General features: G+C 72.7%; 18 protein-coding genes and 1 pseudogene. 13 read left to right on the plus strand and 6 right to left on the minus strand.

Translation table 11 applies throughout. From position 1 onward, the window contains the following. The first annotated feature begins 2 nt into the window (after positions 1-2). Positions 3-393: pseudogene (locus tag ACFWYM_RS16370) on the plus strand (VOC family protein). Here the strand turns inward: ACFWYM_RS16370 and ACFWYM_RS16375 are convergent. Together ACFWYM_RS16375 and ACFWYM_RS16380 are read right to left on the minus strand one after the other, a co-directional pair. Beyond that, positions 370-1,104, minus strand: coding sequence for a DUF6597 domain-containing transcriptional factor (locus ACFWYM_RS16375; protein WP_384836409.1), 735 nt, complete (start codon positions 1,102-1,104; stop codon positions 370-372). The pseudogene ACFWYM_RS16370 and the gene ACFWYM_RS16375 overlap by 24 nt on opposite strands. A 10-nt stretch (positions 1,105-1,114) precedes the next feature. After that, positions 1,115-2,059 (minus strand): AraC family transcriptional regulator, encoded by a 945-nt coding sequence (locus ACFWYM_RS16380; protein ID WP_384836411.1) that lies wholly within the window; start codon positions 2,057-2,059, stop codon positions 1,115-1,117. 80 nt (positions 2,060-2,139) lie between these two features. Here ACFWYM_RS16380 and ACFWYM_RS16385 point away from each other — a divergent pair, with 80 nt between their 5' ends. Further along, complete coding sequence (locus ACFWYM_RS16385) at positions 2,140-2,985, plus strand: NAD(P)H-binding protein (protein ID WP_384836414.1); 846 nt, start codon at positions 2,140-2,142, stop codon at positions 2,983-2,985. Positions 2,986-3,235: 250 nt separating this feature from the next. On the opposite strand, the gene ACFWYM_RS16390 is transcribed toward ACFWYM_RS16385, so the two are convergent. Further along, entirely contained in the window at positions 3,236-4,387 is a 1,152-nt protein-coding gene (locus ACFWYM_RS16390; protein ID WP_384836417.1) for a YihY/virulence factor BrkB family protein, read from the minus strand. Positions 4,388-4,404: 17 nt separating this feature from the next. Here ACFWYM_RS16390 and ACFWYM_RS16395 point away from each other — a divergent pair, with 17 nt between their 5' ends. Beyond that, positions 4,405-6,039 (plus strand): acyl-CoA dehydrogenase family protein, encoded by a 1,635-nt coding sequence (locus ACFWYM_RS16395; RefSeq protein WP_384836420.1) that lies wholly within the window; start codon positions 4,405-4,407, stop codon positions 6,037-6,039. A 258-nt stretch (positions 6,040-6,297) separates the two neighbouring features. After that, positions 6,298-7,623: a GAF domain-containing protein gene (locus ACFWYM_RS16400; protein WP_384836424.1), complete on the plus strand. Its 1,326-nt coding sequence runs from the start codon at positions 6,298-6,300 to the stop codon at positions 7,621-7,623. Between the two features lie 45 nt (positions 7,624-7,668). On the opposite strand, the gene ACFWYM_RS16405 is transcribed toward ACFWYM_RS16400, so the two are convergent. Then, positions 7,669-8,112: a hypothetical protein gene (locus ACFWYM_RS16405; protein ID WP_384836427.1), complete on the minus strand. Its 444-nt coding sequence runs from the start codon at positions 8,110-8,112 to the stop codon at positions 7,669-7,671. 205 nt (positions 8,113-8,317) lie between these two features. Between ACFWYM_RS16405 and ACFWYM_RS16410 the strand changes: the two genes are divergently transcribed. Further along, positions 8,318-9,604: a sensor histidine kinase gene (locus ACFWYM_RS16410; protein ID WP_384836430.1), complete on the plus strand. Its 1,287-nt coding sequence runs from the start codon at positions 8,318-8,320 to the stop codon at positions 9,602-9,604. Between the two features lie 80 nt (positions 9,605-9,684). Here ACFWYM_RS16410 and ACFWYM_RS16415 read toward each other — a convergent pair whose 3' ends face one another. Then, positions 9,685-11,295: a PH domain-containing protein gene (locus ACFWYM_RS16415; RefSeq protein WP_384836433.1), complete on the minus strand. Its 1,611-nt coding sequence runs from the start codon at positions 11,293-11,295 to the stop codon at positions 9,685-9,687. Continuing rightward, positions 11,292-11,810: a PH domain-containing protein gene (locus tag ACFWYM_RS16420; RefSeq protein ID WP_384836436.1), complete on the minus strand. Its 519-nt coding sequence runs from the start codon at positions 11,808-11,810 to the stop codon at positions 11,292-11,294. The genes ACFWYM_RS16415 and ACFWYM_RS16420 overlap by 4 nt, the downstream gene beginning before the upstream one ends. A 169-nt stretch (positions 11,811-11,979) precedes the next feature. Between ACFWYM_RS16420 and ACFWYM_RS16425 the strand changes: the two genes are divergently transcribed. From ACFWYM_RS16425 to ACFWYM_RS16460, 8 genes are all read left to right on the plus strand, one after another. Then, positions 11,980-12,540, plus strand: coding sequence for a GNAT family N-acetyltransferase (locus ACFWYM_RS16425; RefSeq protein ID WP_384836439.1), 561 nt, complete (start codon positions 11,980-11,982; stop codon positions 12,538-12,540). Between the two features lie 139 nt (positions 12,541-12,679). Next, complete coding sequence (locus tag ACFWYM_RS16430; protein ID WP_384836728.1) at positions 12,680-12,763, plus strand: putative leader peptide; 84 nt, start codon at positions 12,680-12,682, stop codon at positions 12,761-12,763. 135 nt (positions 12,764-12,898) lie between these two features. After that, a complete protein-coding gene (locus ACFWYM_RS16435; RefSeq protein ID WP_384836442.1) occupies positions 12,899-14,596 on the plus strand; it encodes a nitrite/sulfite reductase in 1,698 nt (565 codons plus the stop codon). Beyond that, positions 14,593-14,772, plus strand: coding sequence for a hypothetical protein (locus ACFWYM_RS16440; RefSeq protein ID WP_384836445.1), 180 nt, complete (start codon positions 14,593-14,595; stop codon positions 14,770-14,772). The genes ACFWYM_RS16435 and ACFWYM_RS16440 overlap by 4 nt, the downstream gene beginning before the upstream one ends. Continuing rightward, positions 14,769-15,485, plus strand: coding sequence for a phosphoadenylyl-sulfate reductase (locus tag ACFWYM_RS16445; RefSeq protein ID WP_384836449.1), 717 nt, complete (start codon positions 14,769-14,771; stop codon positions 15,483-15,485). The genes ACFWYM_RS16440 and ACFWYM_RS16445 overlap by 4 nt, the downstream gene beginning before the upstream one ends. Next, complete coding sequence (gene cysC, locus ACFWYM_RS16450; RefSeq protein WP_384836452.1) at positions 15,482-16,081, plus strand: adenylyl-sulfate kinase; 600 nt, start codon at positions 15,482-15,484, stop codon at positions 16,079-16,081. The genes ACFWYM_RS16445 and cysC overlap by 4 nt, the downstream gene beginning before the upstream one ends. Next, positions 16,078-17,016, plus strand: coding sequence for a sulfate adenylyltransferase subunit CysD (gene cysD / locus ACFWYM_RS16455; protein WP_384836455.1), 939 nt, complete (start codon positions 16,078-16,080; stop codon positions 17,014-17,016). Before cysC ends, cysD begins: the two co-directional genes overlap by 4 nt. 2 nt (positions 17,017-17,018) lie before the next feature. Beyond that, positions 17,019-18,392 carry a sulfate adenylyltransferase subunit 1 gene (locus ACFWYM_RS16460; RefSeq protein WP_384836458.1) on the plus strand — a complete coding sequence of 458 codons (1,374 nt, stop codon included), beginning with the start codon at positions 17,019-17,021 and terminating at the stop codon, positions 18,390-18,392. Positions 18,393-18,421 lie beyond the last annotated feature (29 nt).

An 18,421-nucleotide genomic window follows, 5' to 3' on the forward strand; every position in this document is an offset into this window, starting at 1 on the left:
ACATGATCGGCATCGTCGCCGCCGACCTCGCCGCCTCGCTCGCCTTCTACCGGCGCCTGGGACTCGAATTCCCGGCGGGCGCCGAGTCGGAGCCGCACGTGGAGGTCACGCTGCCGGGCGGGCTGCGCTTCGCCTTCGACACGGAGGCGACGGTCCGCTCCTTCGTCCCCGGCTGGCAGCCCCCGGCGAGCGCCGGGCGGATCGGGGCTCGCCTTCCACTGCGGCTCCCCCGCCGGGGTCGACGCCCGCTACGCGGAGCTGACGGCCGCCGGGTACCACGGCGAGCTCAAGCCGTTCGACGCCTTCTGGGGCCAGCGGTACGCGACCGTGCACGACCCGGACGGCAACGGCGTCGACCTGTTCGCGCCGCTACCGGACGCCGCCGCCCAGTAGCTCCCCGAGCGTCCGGCCCGCCAACTCCTTTACGTCCCGGGCCAGATGGGCCTGGTCCGCATAGCCCGCGAGGGCGGCCGTCGCCGCGTACGGCACGCCGTCGCGGGCCAGGGCGAGGGCGCGCTGGAGGCGCAGGACGCGGGCGAGGGTCTTGGGTCCGTAGCCGAACGCGGGCAGCGCCTTGCGGTGCAACTGCCGTGCGCCCAGGCCGACTTCGGCGGCGGTCGCGGCGACGCTGCGGCCCGCCTGGAGGGACGCCACGACACGGCGGAGCACGGGGTCGGGGGCCGCCGTGTCGGCCGCCCGGCGCAGGGCGATCTCCTCCAGGGCGGCCATCGGGTCGGCGGCGGCATCCACCGCCGAAGTCAGGCGGCGCACCTCGGTGGCGGGCCACAGGTCGGCCAACTCGACGCGCTGGTCCCGCAGTTCGTGGGCGGGGGCGCCGAGGAGGGCGGGGGCGGTCCCGGGGCGGAAGCGCACCCCCACGTAGCGCCGCGGCCGCTCCCCGCCCGTCGCCTGCGCACCCGAGAGGTAGGCGTGCGTGTCGGGGCCCGCGACGAAGAGGCGGCCCTCGGTCCAGAGCAGGTCCATGCATCCGTCGGGCAGGACGGGCGCCTCGCCGGCCCCGTCCCCGGCCGCGCCCGGGGTGCGGGTCCACACGACGGCACCGGACAGCCGGGAGGCCCGCTCGGCGTACTCCACGGTCTCCACGCCGTCCACGCTACGCCGGGCGCGTCCGGTGGTCCTGCGGGCTGACCCCGTACACCCGCTTGAAGGCGCTGGACAGCGCGAACGCGCTGCCGTATCCGACGCGGCGCGCGATGGAGCCGATCGTCAGCTCCGTGTCGCGCAGCAGGTCGGCGGCGAGCGCGAGCCGCCAGCCGGTCAGATACGTCATCGGGGGCTCCCCCACGAGCTCGGTGAACCGGCGGGCGAGCGAGGCCCGGGACACCCCGGCCTTCGCGGCGAGACCGGCGATGGACCACGGGTGCGCGGGATCGTCCTGGAGCAGCCGCAGGACCGGGCCCACGACGGGGTCGCCGAGCGCCCGGTACCAGGCGGGGGCGGCCGCCTCGGGCCGGGAGAACCAGGCGCGCAGGGCGGCGATGAGCAGCAGGTCCAGGAGCCGGTCCAGGACGACGTCCTGCCCCGGTTCGTCGCGGGTGATCTCCTCCGCGAGCAGCGGCGTCACCGGGCAGTCCCACACGTCGGTGGGGAGCACGAGCAGCGGCGGCAGCGCGTCCAGGAGGCGGGCGCTGATCTCGCCGCGCATCGGGTACGTGCCGATCAGCATCTCCACGGAGGCGTCGAGGGACTCCCCCCACGACCGCATCCCCAGATCCCCGTAGTGCCCCTCGGGGAACCCGCCGAGGGGCGCGCAGCGCTGCCCCTCCAGGATCTCGGAGCGGGGCGCGGTCGCCCGGTCGTCGGCGCAGGTGTAGGGGTCGGGCCCGCGGGCGATGGCGAGGTCTCCGGCGCGCAGGAGCTGCGGCTCCCCGCCCGCGCCGCCCCCGGGTATCAGCCAGGCGTCACCGCGCACCATGACCATCACGGAGATGGGCGCGTTGTCCGCGATGCGCACGGCCCAGGGCGGGTCGAACAGCGCCCGGATCATGAAGGCCCCTCGGGCCCGCGGCCCCTCCAGCAACCCCGCGAGTGCGTCCATGGGTGCAGCGTAGACGCACGCTTATGCGGGTGAGCCCTTCGAGGATGTTCCCTTGCGGGGCACGGCAGTTGACTGAAGCCATGACGAACACACACGCAAGCGAGTTCACCGTGCTGGTCACCGGCGCCACCGGAAAGACGGGGCGCCGGGTGGCCGAATCCGCACGGGCGGCGGGCCTCACGGTGCGGGCGGCCTCCCGCTCCGGGGCGGTCCGCTTCGACTGGGAGGACCGCGAGACGTGGGCGGACGCGCTGCGCGGCGCCGATGCGGCGTACCTCGCGTACATGCCGGACGTGGGGGCGCCCGGGGCCGCCGAGACGGTGGGCGCGTTCGCTCGGCTCGCGGGGGAACTGGGGGTGCGGCGGCTGGTCCTGCTCTCCGCCCGGGGCGAGGAGCAGGCGCTGCCGACCGAGGCGGCGGTACGGGACTCGGGGGTGCCCGCGACGGTGCTGCGGTGCAGCTGGTTCGCGCAGAACCTGAGCGAGGGGCATCTGCTCGACGGGCTCAGGGGCGGGGAGCTGGTGTTCCCCGCCGGGGAGGTCCTTGAGCCGTTCATCGATACGCGGGACATCGCGGAGGTGGCGGTGGCGGTGCTCACGGACCCGTCCGGGGCGTATGCGGGGCGGGTGCTGGAGCTGACGGGGCCGCGGCTGCTGTCGTTCCGGGACGCGGTGGGGGAGATCGCGGCGGCGGCGGGGCGGGAGCTGGCGTATGTGCCGGTCTCGGCGCGGGATTACGGGGGTGCGCTGCGGGAGTTCGGGGAGCCGGAGGAGGCCGTGGAGTTCCTGGTCGAGCTGTTCGAGGCGAACCTGGACGGGCGCAACGCGAGCCTCTCCGAGGGGGTGCGGGAGGTTCTGGGCCGGGCCCCGAGGGACTTCTCCCGCTTGGCGGAGGAGGAGGCGGCGGCCGGCACCTGGAAGGTCTGACCTTTCCTTTCCCCGATCCCGCCCCTACCCGAATCCGCGACTCCGTCGCCCTGGGGCGCCCTGCCTGGGGCTGCGCCCCTAGACCCCCCTATCGGCGCTGAACGCGCCTCGTCCTCAAACGCCGGACGGGCTGAGTCAGCCCGTCCGGCGTTTGAGGACGAGCCCTTAAGGCGATACAGGGTGCCCCAGGGCCGCGGAGCGGCGGATTCGGGAAGGGGTGGGATTGGGGAAACAACCGCCGGAGGCAACGTTACGGCGCCTCTCCCCCAGGCGTGCCGTTCCGCTTCGCATGTGTGCGGAGGCGGGACGAGACATCCTCCGGCGGCAGGAAACGCGACCAGCGCTCGGGGAACTCCGACGGCATGTCGGGGTCGGGCCCGTCCCCCGCCTCCTCGGCGGCAGCCGCCCGCGCGGCCTCCGCCCGGGCGACGACCTCCGCGGCCCGCGCCTCCCGCAGCCTCTCGTTCGCGGCCCGCGCGGCGGCGGTCTGGACGGACGGCCAGACGTGGTCGATCGCCGCGTTCACCGCCGCGCCCACAAGCACCGCGAACGCAGACACCCCGATCCACAGGAGCACGGCGACCGGCGCCGCCAGGGACCCGTAGATCGTGGGGCCCTCGACCGTGCTGGTCAGATAGATACGGAGGAGGAAGCTGCCGAGGACCCATATGCCGAGGGCGATCAGCGCACCGGGCACGTCCTCCACCCACGGCGAACGCACCGGCACGGACACGTGGTAGAGCGTGGTCAGGAAGACCACGGACAAGAGGATGACGACCGGCCAGTACAGGATCTGCACCACCGTCGTCGAGCCCGGCAAGAGCTTCACCACCGCGTCCGGCCCCGCCACCATCAGCGGCAGCGCCACCGAGCCGATCAGCAGCGCCACGATGAAGAGCCCGAAGGCGAGCAGGCGGGTCTTGACGATGCCGCGGGCGCCGTCGAGGCCGTACATCACGGTGATGGTGTCGATGAAGACGTTCACCGCACGCGAGCCGGACCAGAGGGCGAACAGGAAGCCGATGGAGATGACGTCGGGGCGGCCCACCCGCATGACGTCCTCCAGTATCGGCTGCGCGATCTGGCTGACGCCCTTGTCGGACAGGACGGTGCGGGACGCTTCCAGGATGTTGTTCTCGACGCTCTGGATGGTGTTGGCGCCGGTCCAGCGGTCGACGTAGGCGAGCAGGCCGATCAGGGACAGGAGCAGCGGCGGCACGGAGAGCAGCGTGAAGAAGGCCGCCTCGGCCGCGAGTCCCAGGATGCGGTACTCCACGCAGGAGTTGACGGTGTCCTTGAGAAGCAGCCAGGCAGTCTTCCGCTTGGAGACGTTTCGATAGAGAGCGCGGGCCCGGGTCCAGCGGCCCGATGGCCGCCCGGGTGTTTCTTTTGCCTGGTGCACCTCCTTACCGTAGCGGCATGGCAGCCAGCACCCACACAGTGACCAACCAGGCTCCGCCCCTGGTGGGATATGACGTCTTTGCCGCCGACCGGGCCCTCACGGAGGCGGTCGAACGGCATCTCGAACCGTCCCTCTTGGAGACGGCTCGCGCGGAGCTCTCGGAGCTCGGGCGGACCGCCGGGTCCGCGCAGGCGCAGGAGTGGGGGGTGCAGGCCAATGAGAATCCGCCCGTTCTGCACACACATGACCGTTATGGGAATCGGATCGACGAGGTCGACTTCCACCCCGCGTGGCATCGGCTCATGGGAAGGGCCGTCTCGGCGGGGCTGACCGCCGCCTGGGTGCGGCCCGGTGGGCATGTGCGGCGGGCCGCCGGCTTCCTGGTGTGGACGCAGGCCGAGGGCGGGCACGGATGTCCCATTTCGATGACGCACGCCGCCGTGCCCGCGCTGCGCGCCGATCCGGCGGTCGCCGCCGAGTGGGAGCCCCGGCTCACCTCCACCGTGTACGACGAGGGGCTGCGGCCCGCCGCGCAGAAGGCGGGCGCCATCTTCGGCATGGGGATGACGGAGAAGCAGGGCGGCAGCGATGTGCGGGCCAACACCACACGCGCGCGCGGCCTCGCCGAGGACGGCACGTACGAACTGACCGGGCACAAGTGGTTCTGCTCCGCCCCGATGTCCGACGGGTTCCTGGTGCTGGCGCAGGCGGAAGCCGGGCTCACGTGTTTTCTCGTGCCCCGGGTGCTGGCGGACGGGACCCGCAACGTCTTCGCCATCCAGCGGCTCAAGGACAAGCTGGGCAACAAGTCGAACGCGTCGAGCGAGGTCGAGTTCGACGGGACGTGGGCGCGCCGGGTCGGGGACGAGGGGCGCGGGGTGCGCACCATCATCGAGATGGTCGCGGCGACCCGCCTTGACTGCGTCATCGGGTCCGCCGCGCTGATGCGGCAGGCCGTCGCCCAGGCCGTGCACCACGCCACGTACCGGGAAGCCTTCGGCGGCAAGCTCATCGACAAGCCGCTGATGCGCAACGTCCTCGCGGACCTGGCCCTGGAGTCGGAGGCCGCCACGACGCTCGCTCTGCGGCTCGCCGCCGCCTACGACACGGGCGGCGAGCGGGAACAGGCGTTCCTGCGGCTCGCGGTGCCCGCCGCCAAGTACTGGGTGACCAAGCGCTGCACGCCGCTCGCGGGCGAGGCCCTGGAGTGCCTGGGCGGCAACGGGTACGTGGAGGAGTCCGGGATGCCGCGGCTGCTGCGCGAGTCGCCGCTCAACTCCATCTGGGAGGGGTCGGGGAATGTGCAGGCCCTCGACGTGCTGCGGGCCCTGCAGCGGGAGCCGCAGGCCCTCAACGCCTTCCTGGAGGAGGTGGGTTCGGCCCGGGGCGCGGACCACCGCCTGGACGGCGCGATCAAGGACCTGCTGACCGAGCTCGCGGACCTGGAGGGCATCGAGGCGCGGGCGCGGCGGCTCGTGGAGCGGATGGCGCTGGTGCTCCAGGGCTCGCTGCTCGTGCGGTACGCGCCCGCGGAGGTCGCCGACGCCTTCTGCGCCTCACGGCTCGGCGGGGACTGGGGCGCGGCGTTCGGCACGCTGCCGCACACCCTGGACCTGGCCTCGGTGGTGGAGCGCGCGGCTCCGAACAGGTAAGTCGGCCTGGTCACAGGCGAATTCACGGGGGTGGTGCTGCGCCGACACGGCACCACCCCCGCACACAGGCCCCGTAAGGAGCGTGAACGCCGTGCGAGCGGCGTTCGTTCAAGCTTCGATCACCGCACGGTTGTTCGCGAGAGTTGCAAGAGGTTGCACCCCTTGGTGGTTCATCCACGAAGCATCTTCCCCGCGGCCGGGTACGGGGCACGATGGGTACATGCCCCTGCACAACGGTCTGTTCGGGAAGGATCCGTGATGGACGCGACGTCGACGCTCGATCTCGCGGCGATCTCCGCGCTGGACGCGGGCAACGCCGCCCGCCTGCTGAAGGGGGTCCGGGATGCGACGCTCTCCGGGCACCGGCCCCCGGTGCGGCCCCGGCAGCTGATCGGTGAGTCCTGGGGCCGCATGCTGCAGGGCGGCGTCGACCCGGACCACGACATCCGCTCCCGGCTGCTCAGCCTGGAGGAGCTGGAGGAGCGGCGGCGCGCCTCACCGCTCCTGGACATCCTGCCGGTGCTGCGCGAGGGCCTGGTCAGCGTCGCCGACGCCGCGCACCACATCATGGTGGTCTGCGACGTCGACGGCCGCGTGCTGTGGCGCGAGGGCAACGCGGCGGTGCTGCGCAGCGCGGACTCGCTCGGCTTCGAACTGGGCGCGGACTGGAACGAGTCGGTCGTCGGCACCAACGGCATAGGCACGCCCCTCGTGGTGCGCCGCCCCCTCCACGTGTTCTCCGCCGAGCACTTCGTGCAGACCCACCACGCGTGGACGTGTGCGGGCGCGCCCGTCACGGATCCGCGCGACGGCCGCCTGATCGGCGTGGTGGACGTCAGCGGCCCCATCACCACGATGCACCCGGCGACGCTCGCCCTGGTCAACTCGGTGGCCAAGCTCGGCGAGGCCCGCCTGCGCGATCTGCATCTGACGGCCCTGGAGCGGCTGCGCGCGGTGGCCTCTCCGGTCCTCGCCCGGATCGGCGGCCGCGCCGTCGCCGTGGACACCCACGGGTGGACGGCCGCGGTCACCGGGATGCTCCCCACCGACCGGGTGCCCCTGCCCAAGTCCCTTGCAGCGGGCACCCCTTGGCTGCCCTCGCTCGGCCGCTGCCGGGTGGAGCCGCTGCCCGGCGGCTGGCTGCTGCGCCTCGACGACGGCGCCCGCGACGGCGGTACGGGTTCCCCGGCCGCGACCCGCGTCGTCCTGGACGTCAGCGGCGCGCGCAGCTGGTCGGTGACCGTCGCGAGCGGTGCCGGGTGCTGGACGCACGAGCTCTCCCCGCGCCACGCCGAGCTGCTCTATCTGCTGGCCACGCACCGCAGGACCGGCCGCACCGCGTCCGACCTGTCCGAGGACATGTTCGGCGACCCCGGCCGCACGGTGACGGTGCGGGCCGAACTCTCCCGCGTACGGCGGTACTTGGGCGGGCTCATCGCACACCGCCCCTACCGCTTCCACGAGGACGTCGAGGTCGAGGTGCGCACCCCGGAGCTGCCGCTGGACCTGCTGCCGCACTCGACGGCGCCGGCGGTGCGGCGGGCGCGCGGCGGTGCGGCGCCGCCTGATTCCGCTGGCTCTTAGGGCGTTCATGCGGCTCTGCGGGCGTTCATGTGGCTCTGCGGGTGTTCATGTCCCGGGCACGGCCTCCCAGCCGCGTCTCCACACCACCCACAGGTGCCCGTCGGGCCCCCGGTGGACCCGGAGTTCGTCGTCGGTGCGTGCCCGTGCCGCCTCCTTGAGGGCCGTGGGCCGCTCCGCCGAGTCCAGGGAGACCTCCGCGTCGTCGGTGGCGGCGAGGGTGATCCCGGAGGGGTCCGCGCTGAGCACGAGGCGGCACTGCGTGGCCTCGCTGCGGGAGAGCAGGGTGCGGCCGACGGCGTCCCCGGCCGCGAGGACCGGTTCCAGGAACCCTTCGGGCGCCTCGATCACCCGGGCCAGGGCCTCGGCCGCCGCGACCACGGCGCAGGCGCCGCCGTCCCCGTCGAAGTGGGTCGTGAACTCCATGGAGAGAGCCGAGTCGAGGAGCCCGAACTGGCTGATCAGGGCGGGCTCCTGGGCATCTTCGTGCACGGTTCTGCCCTCGGGCCCCGCGCCCCCCTCACGCTCGTCCCGCTCCATGCTCGGCGCCGGCGTACCCACCTGAACCCCCCGGTCCGTGACATCTGGCAGTCGGGAAGCGGCCAGGGGCTGGGGCAGCTCGGTGAACGTATGCCCACCCGCCATCTTTGGCCAGAGCTTCTTCGGCCAGTAAGCCCGTAGTCCTACCATGATCGACGTGGAATCCTCCGACTGGCTGCCGCGGCGCACCCGGGCCCTGCCTCCCTGGGGCGCCCGGGCCGTGGATCTCGTCCTGTGTCTCCTCGTGCTGACGACGCTCACCGCGGTCCTCAGGGCAGGTGGTTCCCCTCAGGACCGGATCGCCCCCGCGCTCCAGGCCGCCGCCGCGCTCGCGCTGCTGTTCCGGCGCACCGCGCCGATGTGGGTCATGGCCCTGATGCTGGTCGCCGCGGTGCCGATGGTCACCGAGGGCGTCTCCCCCGGCACGCTGCCCGAGGTCGACGAGTCCGGGGTGTGGGTGCCCCTCGCGGCGCCCTTCGCCTGCTACAGCGCGACGGTGTTCGGCGCGAACCTGCGGCTCGCCTGGGCCTTGACGGGCGCCCTCACGCTCGTCGCCACCCGCCCGTGGGCGCCGGACGCCGCCATCGTCGCGCCCGGCCTGCTGCTCACCGCCGTGCCCGCGCTCGCCGGGATGTACGTGCGCTCGCAGCACCGCCTCGCCGACGTGCTCAGGGACCGTGCCGACCGCGCCGAGCGGGAACAGCACTTGCTCGCCGAGCGGGCCCGTTCGGAGGAGCGGGCGCGGCTGGCGGTGGAGATGCACGACATCGTCACGCACCGGGTGAGCCTGATGGTCCTGCACGCGGGGGCGCTGCGGATGACCACCCGCGAGGACGCGACCCGGCGCGCCGCCGAGGAGCTGCGGGCGGCGGGGCACCAGGCGCTGGAGGAGCTGCGGGAGTTCCTGGGGGTGCTGCGGTCACCGGCCGGCGAGCGGGCCGTGGCGGACGGCGCGGCACCGGGCCGGGCGGCCGAGGAACCCGCCGCCCCCGATCTGGCGGAACTGGTCGCCGAGTCGGCGGCGGCGGGCGTACGGGTCGCGTTCACGCGCACCGGCGACTCCGGCGTGGTGTCACCGGTGATCGGCCGGACCGCGTACCGGGTGGTCCAGGAGTCCCTGTCCAACGCGATCAAGCACGCGCCGGGCGCCGCCGTCGAAGTGCGGGCCCAGTACGGCCAGGAACACGTGCGGTTGACGATCCGGAACACGGAGCCGGAGGCGGAGCACGGACCCGTCGCTGCGGAGCACGGACAGCTCGCTGGCGCAGGCCGTGACGACTTGCGCCGCAGCGGCTCCGGCGTGGGCCTGCTGGGCCTGCGCCGACGCGTCGGCCTCGTGGGCGGCGAGCTGCGCGCGGAGCCGTCGGCCGAGGGCGGCTTCGAGGTCGAGGCCCGGCTTCCGGTCTTCGTACCGGCCAAGGAGGCGGTGCACGGCGGGCGTTGAGCGGGACCGCCCTGGTCGCCGCACGGTGCTCACCGCCGCACCGTGCTCACCGCCGCACCGTGCTCACCGCCGCACCGTGCTCACCGCCGCTCGACGAAGGGCGCGAGCAGCCCCGGCACGGCCTCGGCGGCGAAGCGCAGCCCCTCCGCGAGCTCCACGTCCCGTACCGGAAAGGCCCCGCTCTTGCAGGCGGCCGTGGTGACGTAGAGGGTCGCGAGACCCGCGCGGCGCTGCAGGGGCGACTGGGCGATCTTCCAGCCGATCACGCTGTCGCGCCGCAGGGCGACGGTGCGCCGGACGAAGAAGCCGTACCGCGTCACCAGGTAGGGACCCTCCAGGGCGTGGCCGAGCGAGCGGTAGGCACCGCGGGCGCACAGCGCGCCCAGGGGCAGCAGCACCACGGCGGAGATCCAGGCGCTGTGCAGGAGCACAACGGCCGCAGAAGCGGCGGCACTTGTGGACGTTCCGGTACTTACGAGCGCCAGGCACAGGCCGATCACGGCCGGCACCGCACACCCGGCGAGCACCATGACGGCGGCCCTGACGTGGCGGCGGCGCAGCGCGGCGCGCGGGTGGCGGCGCAGCCTGACGGCGGTCGGGGAGAGGCGGCTGCCGGCGACGGCGGCGGCGATCTGGTGGGCCCGGCGGCGCGGCACGGCGGGGCTGAGCACCCGCAACTTGGTGGCCTCGGACTCCTCCGCCGTGTCCAGGCCGGTCGCCACGGCCGCGACCTGCGCCCCGCCGCCGAGCCGCAGCACCAGGGGCTCGGTGACCTCGACGCCCCGCATGCGGCGCGCGTCGACGGAGAGCGAGCGGGTGGTCAATAGGCCACGGCGCACGGCGAAGTCACCGTTCTCGTCCCGCTCGAGGCGGTAGCCCCACCACTCCTCGGCGGCGAGCGCCACGGCGGTGACCGACCCGAGCACGAGCAGCGCGAGCGCGCCGAGGGCGACGCCCTCCCACAGCCCGGTGACGCCCAGGACCCCGACGGTCGCCCGCAGCACCCGCTCCGGCTCGACGCCGAGCCCGTCGAGGACGCGCACACCCGCGCCACCCGCGACGACGACGGCGAGCACGCCCCAGGAGTTGAGCGGCATATAGCGCAGCCAGGCCCAGTCGAGGCGGGCGATGACGCGGTCGTGCCCGGTGGACACGGAGCGGCGGGCGGTGGCGGCCGCCACGGACCGACGCAACAACTGCTGCCGCAGAGCGCCCGCGTCCCCCTTGCGCAACGCCTCAAGACGCACATCCCCCTGCCCGTCACCGCCGCCACCGCCGCCCTCGGCCGTGGTGACCTTCACCGCGACGAGCCCGAAGACCCGCAGGAACGGATCGGCGACGAGGTCGACCCCACGGATGCGGTCGCACGGGACGGCCCGGTGCCTGCGCCCGAGCAACCCCGTGCGTACTTCGAGGAGTTCGTCGGTGACGCGGTAGCTGGTGGTGAGGAGCTCGACGAGCCGCCACAGCATGATCGCCAGGAAGACCCCGCCGATCAGACCGAGCCGGACGAACGCCTCACGGTCGAGCCGCCCCTGACCGACCACCCCGTAGAAGCCGACGGAGAACACCGGCGGGACAAGCCACTTGAGCTGAACGAGCAACAGCCGCTTGTCGAGCCGCCGCCACGCCCCCCATCCCGAGTCGTGGGCCATCACGTTCCCCGTACCGCCCTCGACAGCGCCCCTCATGCCGCACCGTCCCCCTCGGCGGCCTGAGCCGCGGCGGCGAGTCGGGCCGCGAGCTCCTCGGCCCGCGCGCGCCCGAGGCCGTGCACGCGCACGGGCCCGGCGGCGGAGGCCGTGGTGACGACGAGGGTGGACAGGCCGAGCAGCTGCTGGAGCGGGCCGCGCGCGGTGTCGACGGTCTGGATCCGGGCCATCGGCGCGATGCGCACGAGCCGCCAGAGCGAACCGGAGACGGTGTACACCGCCTCCCCCGTGGCCTCCCAGCGGTGCACGCGATAGCGCCACCGCGGCACGACCACCACGAAGGCGGCCGCCAGCAGCACCAGCCCCGCACCGACACCACCGATGACGCCGGCCGACAGCGACAACCACCACCACAGCCCGGCCGACGCCCCCGCCGCACAGGCGAGTCCACCGAGGGAGACGAGGGCGGCCTGCAGGGTCCACCAGGTCACGGCCCGCCGGTCCACGGCATGCGCCGGCGGACGTAGCCCGTACTCGATCGTCTTCCCCTGCATCTGCGCCCGGCCCCTCGCCATTCCCGAATTCCCGCGTGGTCACGCCCCGTACGGAGCTGCGGCCATCCTGTTCCGGCGACGGCCCCCGGCGCTGCCCTCCAAGGTCGCGATCGCACCCGACGAAAGCGCGGCCGACCACTACTTTCGTCGGTGTGATTCCCTGACCTCCATGAGCATCACAGTCACCACCTGGTCCCTGGAGCAGACGTCCCCCACGGATCTGCTCCCCGCCGCCGCGCCCGAGGGCGATGTGCGGATCGTGCGGGCCGAGGTGCCCTCGCCGGAATTCAGCCGCTTTCTGTACGCCTCCGTGGGCGGTGACATCCGGTGGACGGACCGGCTCGGGTGGACGTACGCGCAGTGGACCGAGGTGATCGGGCGGCCGGGTGCCGAGACCTGGGTCGCGTACGACCGCGGGACCCCGGCCGGATACGTGGAGCTGGACGCGCAGGAGGACGGCGTCGTCGAGATCGTCTACTTCGGGCTCGTCCCGGCGTTCCGGGGGCGCCGCATCGGCGGGTACCTGCTCGCGTACGGCGCCCGGCGGGCCTGGGACCTCGCCGAGCGGTGGCCGGAGCGGACGCCGACCAAGCGCGTGTGGCTGCACACCTGCAGCGAGGACGGTGAGCACGCGATGGACAACTATCTGCGCCGTGGCTTCAAGCTCTTCGACACCAAGGTCGAGCAGGAGCCGGACGTGGCCGCTCCGGGGCCGTGGCCGGGCGCCTGACCAGCACGGTGTACGGACCGCGCGCACGGTGCGCGGCCCTGGTGTGACCGACGACACCCTTGTCCACGATCTGGGACAAGGGTGTCCACATTTTGGATAATGGTGGACTGGGCCGAAAGTCCCGTGACACGCTTCCGTCATGTCTGCAGCTGGAATTGCCTTGGTGAGTCGACGCCACGTCGACCTCGGCCGCATGTCCAGCGCCATCTGTCCGGCCTGCTGATCGACTCAGCCCCGCCGCACTTCTCGCTCGATTCTTTACACCCCACTGCAACACTGCCACTGCGCACCGCCGCGCCTCCTGCGCGAAGTGTGCAGGTCAGAGATGTCTCCGCCCGCCCGTGAAGGACGTACCGCCATGGCCCCCACCCCAGAAAAGCCCACGAGCGCCGCGCCCCGCCGCAAGGTGAGCCGTCACCGCGGCGAGGGGCAGTGGGCCGTCGGGCACTTCACTCCGCTCAACGGCAACGAGCAGTTCAAGAAGGACGACGACGGTCTCAATGTGCGGACACGCATTGAGACGATCTACTCGAAGCGCGGCTTCGACTCCATCGACCCGAACGACCTCCGTGGGCGGATGCGGTGGTGGGGGCTCTACACCCAGCGCAAGCCCGGGATCGACGGCGGCAAGACCGCGATCCTGGAGCCGGAGGAGCTGGACGACGAGTACTTCATGCTGCGCGTGCGGGTCGACGGCGGCCGGCTCACCACCGAGCAGCTCCGCGTCATCGGCGAGATCTCGCAGGAGTTCGCGCGCGGCACCGCCGACATCACCGACCGGCAGAACATCCAGTACCACTGGATCCGCGTCGAGGACGTGCCGGAGATCTGGCGACGCCTTGAAGCCGTGGGGCTCTCCACCACCGAGGCATGCGGTGACACGCCCCGCGTCATCCTCGGTTCGCCCGTCGCCGGGATCGCCGAGGACGAGATCATCGACGGCACGCCCGCCCTGGAGGAGATCCAGCGGCGCATCGTCGGCAACCCCGAATTCTCCAACCTGCCGCGGAAGTTCAAGTCCGCCATCTCCGGTTCGCCGCTGCTCGACGTGGCGCACGAGATCAACGACATCGCCTTCGTGGGGGTCCAGCACCCCGAGCACGGGCCCGGCTTCGACGTCTGGGTCGGCGGCGGGCTCTCCACCAATCCCAAGATCGGGCAGCGGCTCGGCGCCTGGGTCCCGCTGGACGAGGTCCCGGACGTCTACGAAGGCGTCATCTCGATCTTCCGTGACTACGGCTACCGGCGCCTGCGCACCCGGGCCCGCCTGAAGTTCCTGCTCGCCGACTGGGGCGCGGAGAAGTTCCGCCAGGTCCTGGAGGACGAGTACCTGAAGCGGAAGCTCGTCGACGGGCCCGCCCCCGACCAGCCGGTGGAGCGCTGGCGCGACCACGTCGGGGTGCACCGGCAGCAGGACGGCCGGTTCTACGTCGGGTTCGCGCCGCGCGTCGGCCGGGTCGACGGCGCCACGCTCACGAAGATCGCCGAGGTCGCCGCCGCGCACGGCTCGGGCCGGCTGCGGACCACCGCCGAGCAGAAGATGATCGTGCTCGATGTGGAGGAGGAGCAGATCGAGTCGCTCGTCTCGGGGCTCGAGGCGCTCGACCTGAAGGTGAACCCCTCGCCGTTCCGGCGCGGCACCATGGCCTGCACCGGCATCGAGTTCTGCAAGCTCGCCATCGTCGAGACGAAGGCGCGCGGCGCCTCGCTCATCGATGAACTGGAGCGCCGCCTGCCGGAGTTCGACGAGCCGCTCACCATCAACCTCAACGGCTGCCCGAACGCCTGCGCCCGCATCCAGGTCGCGGACATCGGCCTCAAGGGCCAGCTCATGCTCGACAAGAACGGCGAGCAGGTCGAGGGCTACCAGGTGCACCTCGGCGGCGCGCTCGGCCTGGAGGCCGGGTTCGGCCGCAAGGTCCGCGGCCTGAAGGTCACCGCGGCCGAGCTGCCCGACTACGTGGAGCGGGTCCTGACGCGCTTCCAGGCGGAGCGCGAGGACGGCGAGCGGTTCGCCGCCTGGGCCGCGCGCGCCTCCGAGGAGGCCCTCTCATGAGCGAGCGTGCCGCCCCCTTCCACTGCCCCTACTGCGGGGACGAGGACCTGCGCCCGAACGAGACCGGGCACGGCGCCTGGGAATGCGCGGCGTGCAATCGGGCCTTCCAGCTGAAGTTCCTCGGGCTGCTGTCCCGGGGCCTTCAGCACACCAGCGGTGGAGGGGAAGAGATATGACGACGACTCAGAGCCAAGAGCAGCGCACGGACGACGAGTTGAAGGCGCTCGCCGAGCAGGCGGGCCGCGAGCTGGAGGACGCCTCCGCGCTGGAGATCCTCCAGTGGGCGGCCGGCACGTTCGGTCCGCGCTTCTGCGTGACCTCCTCGATGGAGGACGCGGTCGTCGCCCATCTCGCCTCGCGGGCCCTGCCCGGCGTGGACGTCGTGTTCCTCGACACCGGCTACCACTTCCCGGAGACCATCGGCACCCGCGACGCCGTCGAGGCCGTGATGGACGTCAACGTCATCACCCTCACCCCGCGCCGGACGGTGGCCGAGCAGGACGCCGAGTACGGCCCGAAGCTGCACGACCGCGACCCCGACCTGTGCTGCAAGCTGCGCAAGGTGCAGCCCCTGGAGGACGGCCTCAAGGGCTACGCCGCCTGGGCCACCGGACTGCGCCGCGACGAGTCCCCGACCCGGGCGAACACCCCCGTCGTCGGCTGGGACGAGAAGCGCCGGAAGGTGAAGGTCTCCCCCATCGCCCGCTGGACGCAGGACGACGTGGACGCCTACGTCACCGAGCACGGCGTGCTGACCAACCCGCTCCTGATGGACGGCTACGGCTCCGTGGGCTGCGCCCCCTGCACCCGCCGCCTCCTGGAGGGCGAGGACGCGCGGGCCGGCCGCTGGGCCGGGAACGCCAAGACCGAGTGCGGGATCCACGGATGACCGCGCCCCGGACCCAGCAGGCACAGACCCAGCAGGCACAGACCCAGGAGAACCACGTGACGACCGGAGCCACCGTCTGGCTCACCGGCCTGCCCAGCGCGGGCAAGACCACCATCGCGTACGAGCTGGCGGGCACCCTGCGCGCCGGGGGCCACCGCGTCGAGGTGCTCGACGGCGACGAGATCCGCGAGTTCCTCTCGGCGGGCCTCGGCTTCAGCCGCGAGGACCGGCACACCAATGTGCAGCGCATCGGCTTCGTCGCCGAACTCCTCGCCCGCAACGGCGTGTTGGCGCTGGTCCCGGTGATCGCGCCGTTCGCAGACAGCCGCGAGGCGGTACGCAAGCGCCACCAGGCGAACGGCACCGCGTACGTCGAGGTGCACGTCGCGACGCCGGTCGAGGTGTGCTCCGTACGCGATGTGAAGGGTCTGTACGCCAAGCAGGCCGCGGGCGAGCTCTCCGGGCTCACCGGGGTCGACGACCCCTACGAGGCACCCGAGTCGCCCGATCTGCGCATCGAGTCCCAGGACCAGACCGTGCAGGAGTCCGCGGCCGCGCTGCGCGCGCTGCTCATAGAGAGGGGTCTGGCCCGATGACCACGACCGTCAACTCCCTTGCCGAGGGCACCGATTCGCCGTACGCCCTCAGCCACCTGGACGCTCTGGAGTCCGAGGCGGTGCACATCTTCCGTGAGGTGGCGGGCGAGTTCGAGCGGCCGGTGATCCTCTTCTCCGGCGGCAAGGACTCGATCGTCATGCTGCACCTGGCGCTGAAGGCGTTCGCCCCCGCGGCGATCCCCTTCTCGCTCCTCCACGTCGACACGGGGCACAACTTCCCCGAGGTCCTCGAGTACCGGGACCGCACGGTCGCCCGGCACGGCCTGCGCCTGCACGTCGCGTCCGTGCAAGACTACATCGACCGCGGTGTGCTCAAGGAGCGCCCCGACGGCACCCGCAACCCCCTGCAGACCCTCCCCCTCACGGAGAAGATCCAGGCGGAGAAGTTCGACGCGGTCTTCGGCGGCGGGCGGCGCGACGAGGAGAAGGCCCGCGCCAAGGAGCGGGTGTTCTCGCTGCGGGACGAGTTCTCGCAGTGGGACCCGCGCCGCCAGCGCCCCGAGCTGTGGCAGCTCTACAACGGCCGGCACGCCCCCGGCGAGCACGTCCGTGTCTTCCCGCTGTCCAACTGGACCGAGCTGGACGTGTGGCAGTACATCGCCCGCGAGTCCATCGAGCTGCCGGAGATCTACTTCGCGCACGAGCGGGACGTGTTCAGCCGCTCGGGCATGTGGCTGACCGCCGGCGAGTGGGGCGGCCCCAAGGACACCGAGCCCGTCGAGCAGCGCCTGGTGCGCTACCGCACCGTCGGCGACATGTCCTGCACGGGCGCCGTCGACTCGGACGCCACCACGCTGGACGCCGTCATCGCCGAGATCGCCGCGTCCCGGCTGACCGAGCGGGGCGCCACCCGCGCCGACGACAAGATGTCCGAGGCCGCGATGGAAGACCGCAAGCGCGAGGGGTACTTCTAACCATGAGCAACCACAGCACCGCCGAGCCGGGCGCCGAGCCGTTGTCGGTCGAGCAGCTCTCGGCCACCACCCTGCTGCGCTTCGCGACCGCCGGGTCCGTCGACGACGGCAAGTCCACCCTCGTGGGCCGCCTGCTGCACGACTCCAAGTCGGTCCTGACCGACCAGCTGGAGGCCGTCGAGCACGCCTCGCGCAGCCGCGGCGCCGAGGGCCCCGACCTGGCGCTGCTCACCGACGGCCTGCGGGCCGAGCGCGAGCAGGGCATCACCATCGACGTGGCCTACCGCTACTTCGCCACCGCGCGCCGCCGCTTCATCCTGGCCGACACCCCGGGCCATGTGCAGTACACCCGCAACATGGTCACCGGCGCCTCGACCGCCGACCTGGCCGTGGTCCTGGTCGACGCCCGCAACGGCGTCATCGAGCAGACCCGCCGGCACGCGGCCGTAGCCGCCCTGCTGCGCGTCCCGCACGTGGTCCTGGCCGTCAACAAGATGGACCTCGTCGCGTACGAGGAGGCGGTCTTCGCGAAGATCGCCGAGGAATTCACCGCGTACGCCGGCGAGTTGGGCGTCCCGGAGATCACCGCCATCCCGATCTCGGCGCTCGCGGGCGACAACGTGGTGGAGCCGTCCTCGAACATGGACTGGTACGGCGGCCCCACCGTCCTGGAGCACCTGGAGACGGTCCCGGTCAGCCACGACCTCACCTCCTGCCACGCGCGCCTGCCCGTGCAGTACGTGATCCGGCCGCAGACCGCCGAACACCCCGACTACCGCGGCTACGCGGGCCAGATCGCCGCGGGCACCTTCCGCGTGGGCGAGTCGGTGACCGTGCTCCCGTCCGGCCGCACGTCGAAGATCTCCGGCATCGACCTCCTGGGCGAGCCGGTCGACGTGGCCTGGACCCCGCAGTCGGTGACGCTCCTCCTGGAGGACGACATCGACATCTCGCGCGGCGACCTGATCGTGCCGAGCGGCGACACCCCGCCCACCACGCAGGACGTCGAGGCGACGGTCTGCCACGTCGCGGACACCGCCCTCACGGTCGGCCAGCGGGTGCTGCTCAAGCACACCACGCGGACGGTCAAGGCGATCGTCAAGGAGATCCCCTCGCGCCTCACCCTCGACGACCTCTCGCAGCACCCGGACCCGGGGCAGCTGGTCGCCAACGACATCGGCCGGGTGAAGGTCCGCACGGCGGAGCCGCTGGCCCTGGACGCCTACGCGGACTCGCGGCGTACGGGTTCCTTCCTGCTGATCGACCCGTCCGACGGCACGACGCTCGCGGCGGGCATGGCGGGCGACTCCTTCGCCGCGCCCGCGGCCGAGGCCGCGGCCGACTCGGCTGCGGACGACGAGGGTTGGGACTTCTGACCATGACCTGCGTCGACTTCTTCTCGACC

This window comes from Streptomyces sp. NPDC059009, assembly GCF_042740175.1.
Taxonomy (GTDB): domain Bacteria; phylum Actinomycetota; class Actinomycetes; order Streptomycetales; family Streptomycetaceae; genus Streptomyces.

What these genes read in the sequence shown, in the direction of transcription:
- ACFWYM_RS16380 (WP_384836411.1), bottom strand. Translation starts at nt 2,059, where the DNA reads ATGGACGCACTCGCGGGGTTGCTGGAGGGGCCGCGGGCCCGAGGGGCC.
- ACFWYM_RS16385 (WP_384836414.1), top strand. Translation starts at nt 2,140, where the DNA reads ATGACGAACACACACGCAAGCGAGTTCACCGTGCTGGTCACCGGCGCC.
- ACFWYM_RS16395 (WP_384836420.1), top strand. Translation starts at nt 4,405, where the DNA reads ATGGCAGCCAGCACCCACACAGTGACCAACCAGGCTCCGCCCCTGGTG.
- ACFWYM_RS16400 (WP_384836424.1), top strand. Translation starts at nt 6,298, where the DNA reads ATGGACGCGACGTCGACGCTCGATCTCGCGGCGATCTCCGCGCTGGAC.
- ACFWYM_RS16415 (WP_384836433.1), bottom strand. Translation starts at nt 11,295, where the DNA reads ATGAGGGGCGCTGTCGAGGGCGGTACGGGGAACGTGATGGCCCACGAC.
- ACFWYM_RS16420 (WP_384836436.1), bottom strand. Translation starts at nt 11,810, where the DNA reads ATGCAGGGGAAGACGATCGAGTACGGGCTACGTCCGCCGGCGCATGCC.
- ACFWYM_RS16425 (WP_384836439.1), top strand. Translation starts at nt 11,980, where the DNA reads ATGAGCATCACAGTCACCACCTGGTCCCTGGAGCAGACGTCCCCCACG.
- ACFWYM_RS16430 (WP_384836728.1), top strand. Translation starts at nt 12,680, where the DNA reads ATGTCTGCAGCTGGAATTGCCTTGGTGAGTCGACGCCACGTCGACCTC.
- ACFWYM_RS16435 (WP_384836442.1), top strand. Translation starts at nt 12,899, where the DNA reads ATGGCCCCCACCCCAGAAAAGCCCACGAGCGCCGCGCCCCGCCGCAAG.
- ACFWYM_RS16440 (WP_384836445.1), top strand. Translation starts at nt 14,593, where the DNA reads ATGAGCGAGCGTGCCGCCCCCTTCCACTGCCCCTACTGCGGGGACGAG.
- ACFWYM_RS16445 (WP_384836449.1), top strand. Translation starts at nt 14,769, where the DNA reads ATGACGACGACTCAGAGCCAAGAGCAGCGCACGGACGACGAGTTGAAG.
- cysC (WP_384836452.1), top strand. Translation starts at nt 15,482, where the DNA reads ATGACCGCGCCCCGGACCCAGCAGGCACAGACCCAGCAGGCACAGACC.
- cysD (WP_384836455.1), top strand. Translation starts at nt 16,078, where the DNA reads ATGACCACGACCGTCAACTCCCTTGCCGAGGGCACCGATTCGCCGTAC.
- ACFWYM_RS16460 (WP_384836458.1), top strand. Translation starts at nt 17,019, where the DNA reads ATGAGCAACCACAGCACCGCCGAGCCGGGCGCCGAGCCGTTGTCGGTC.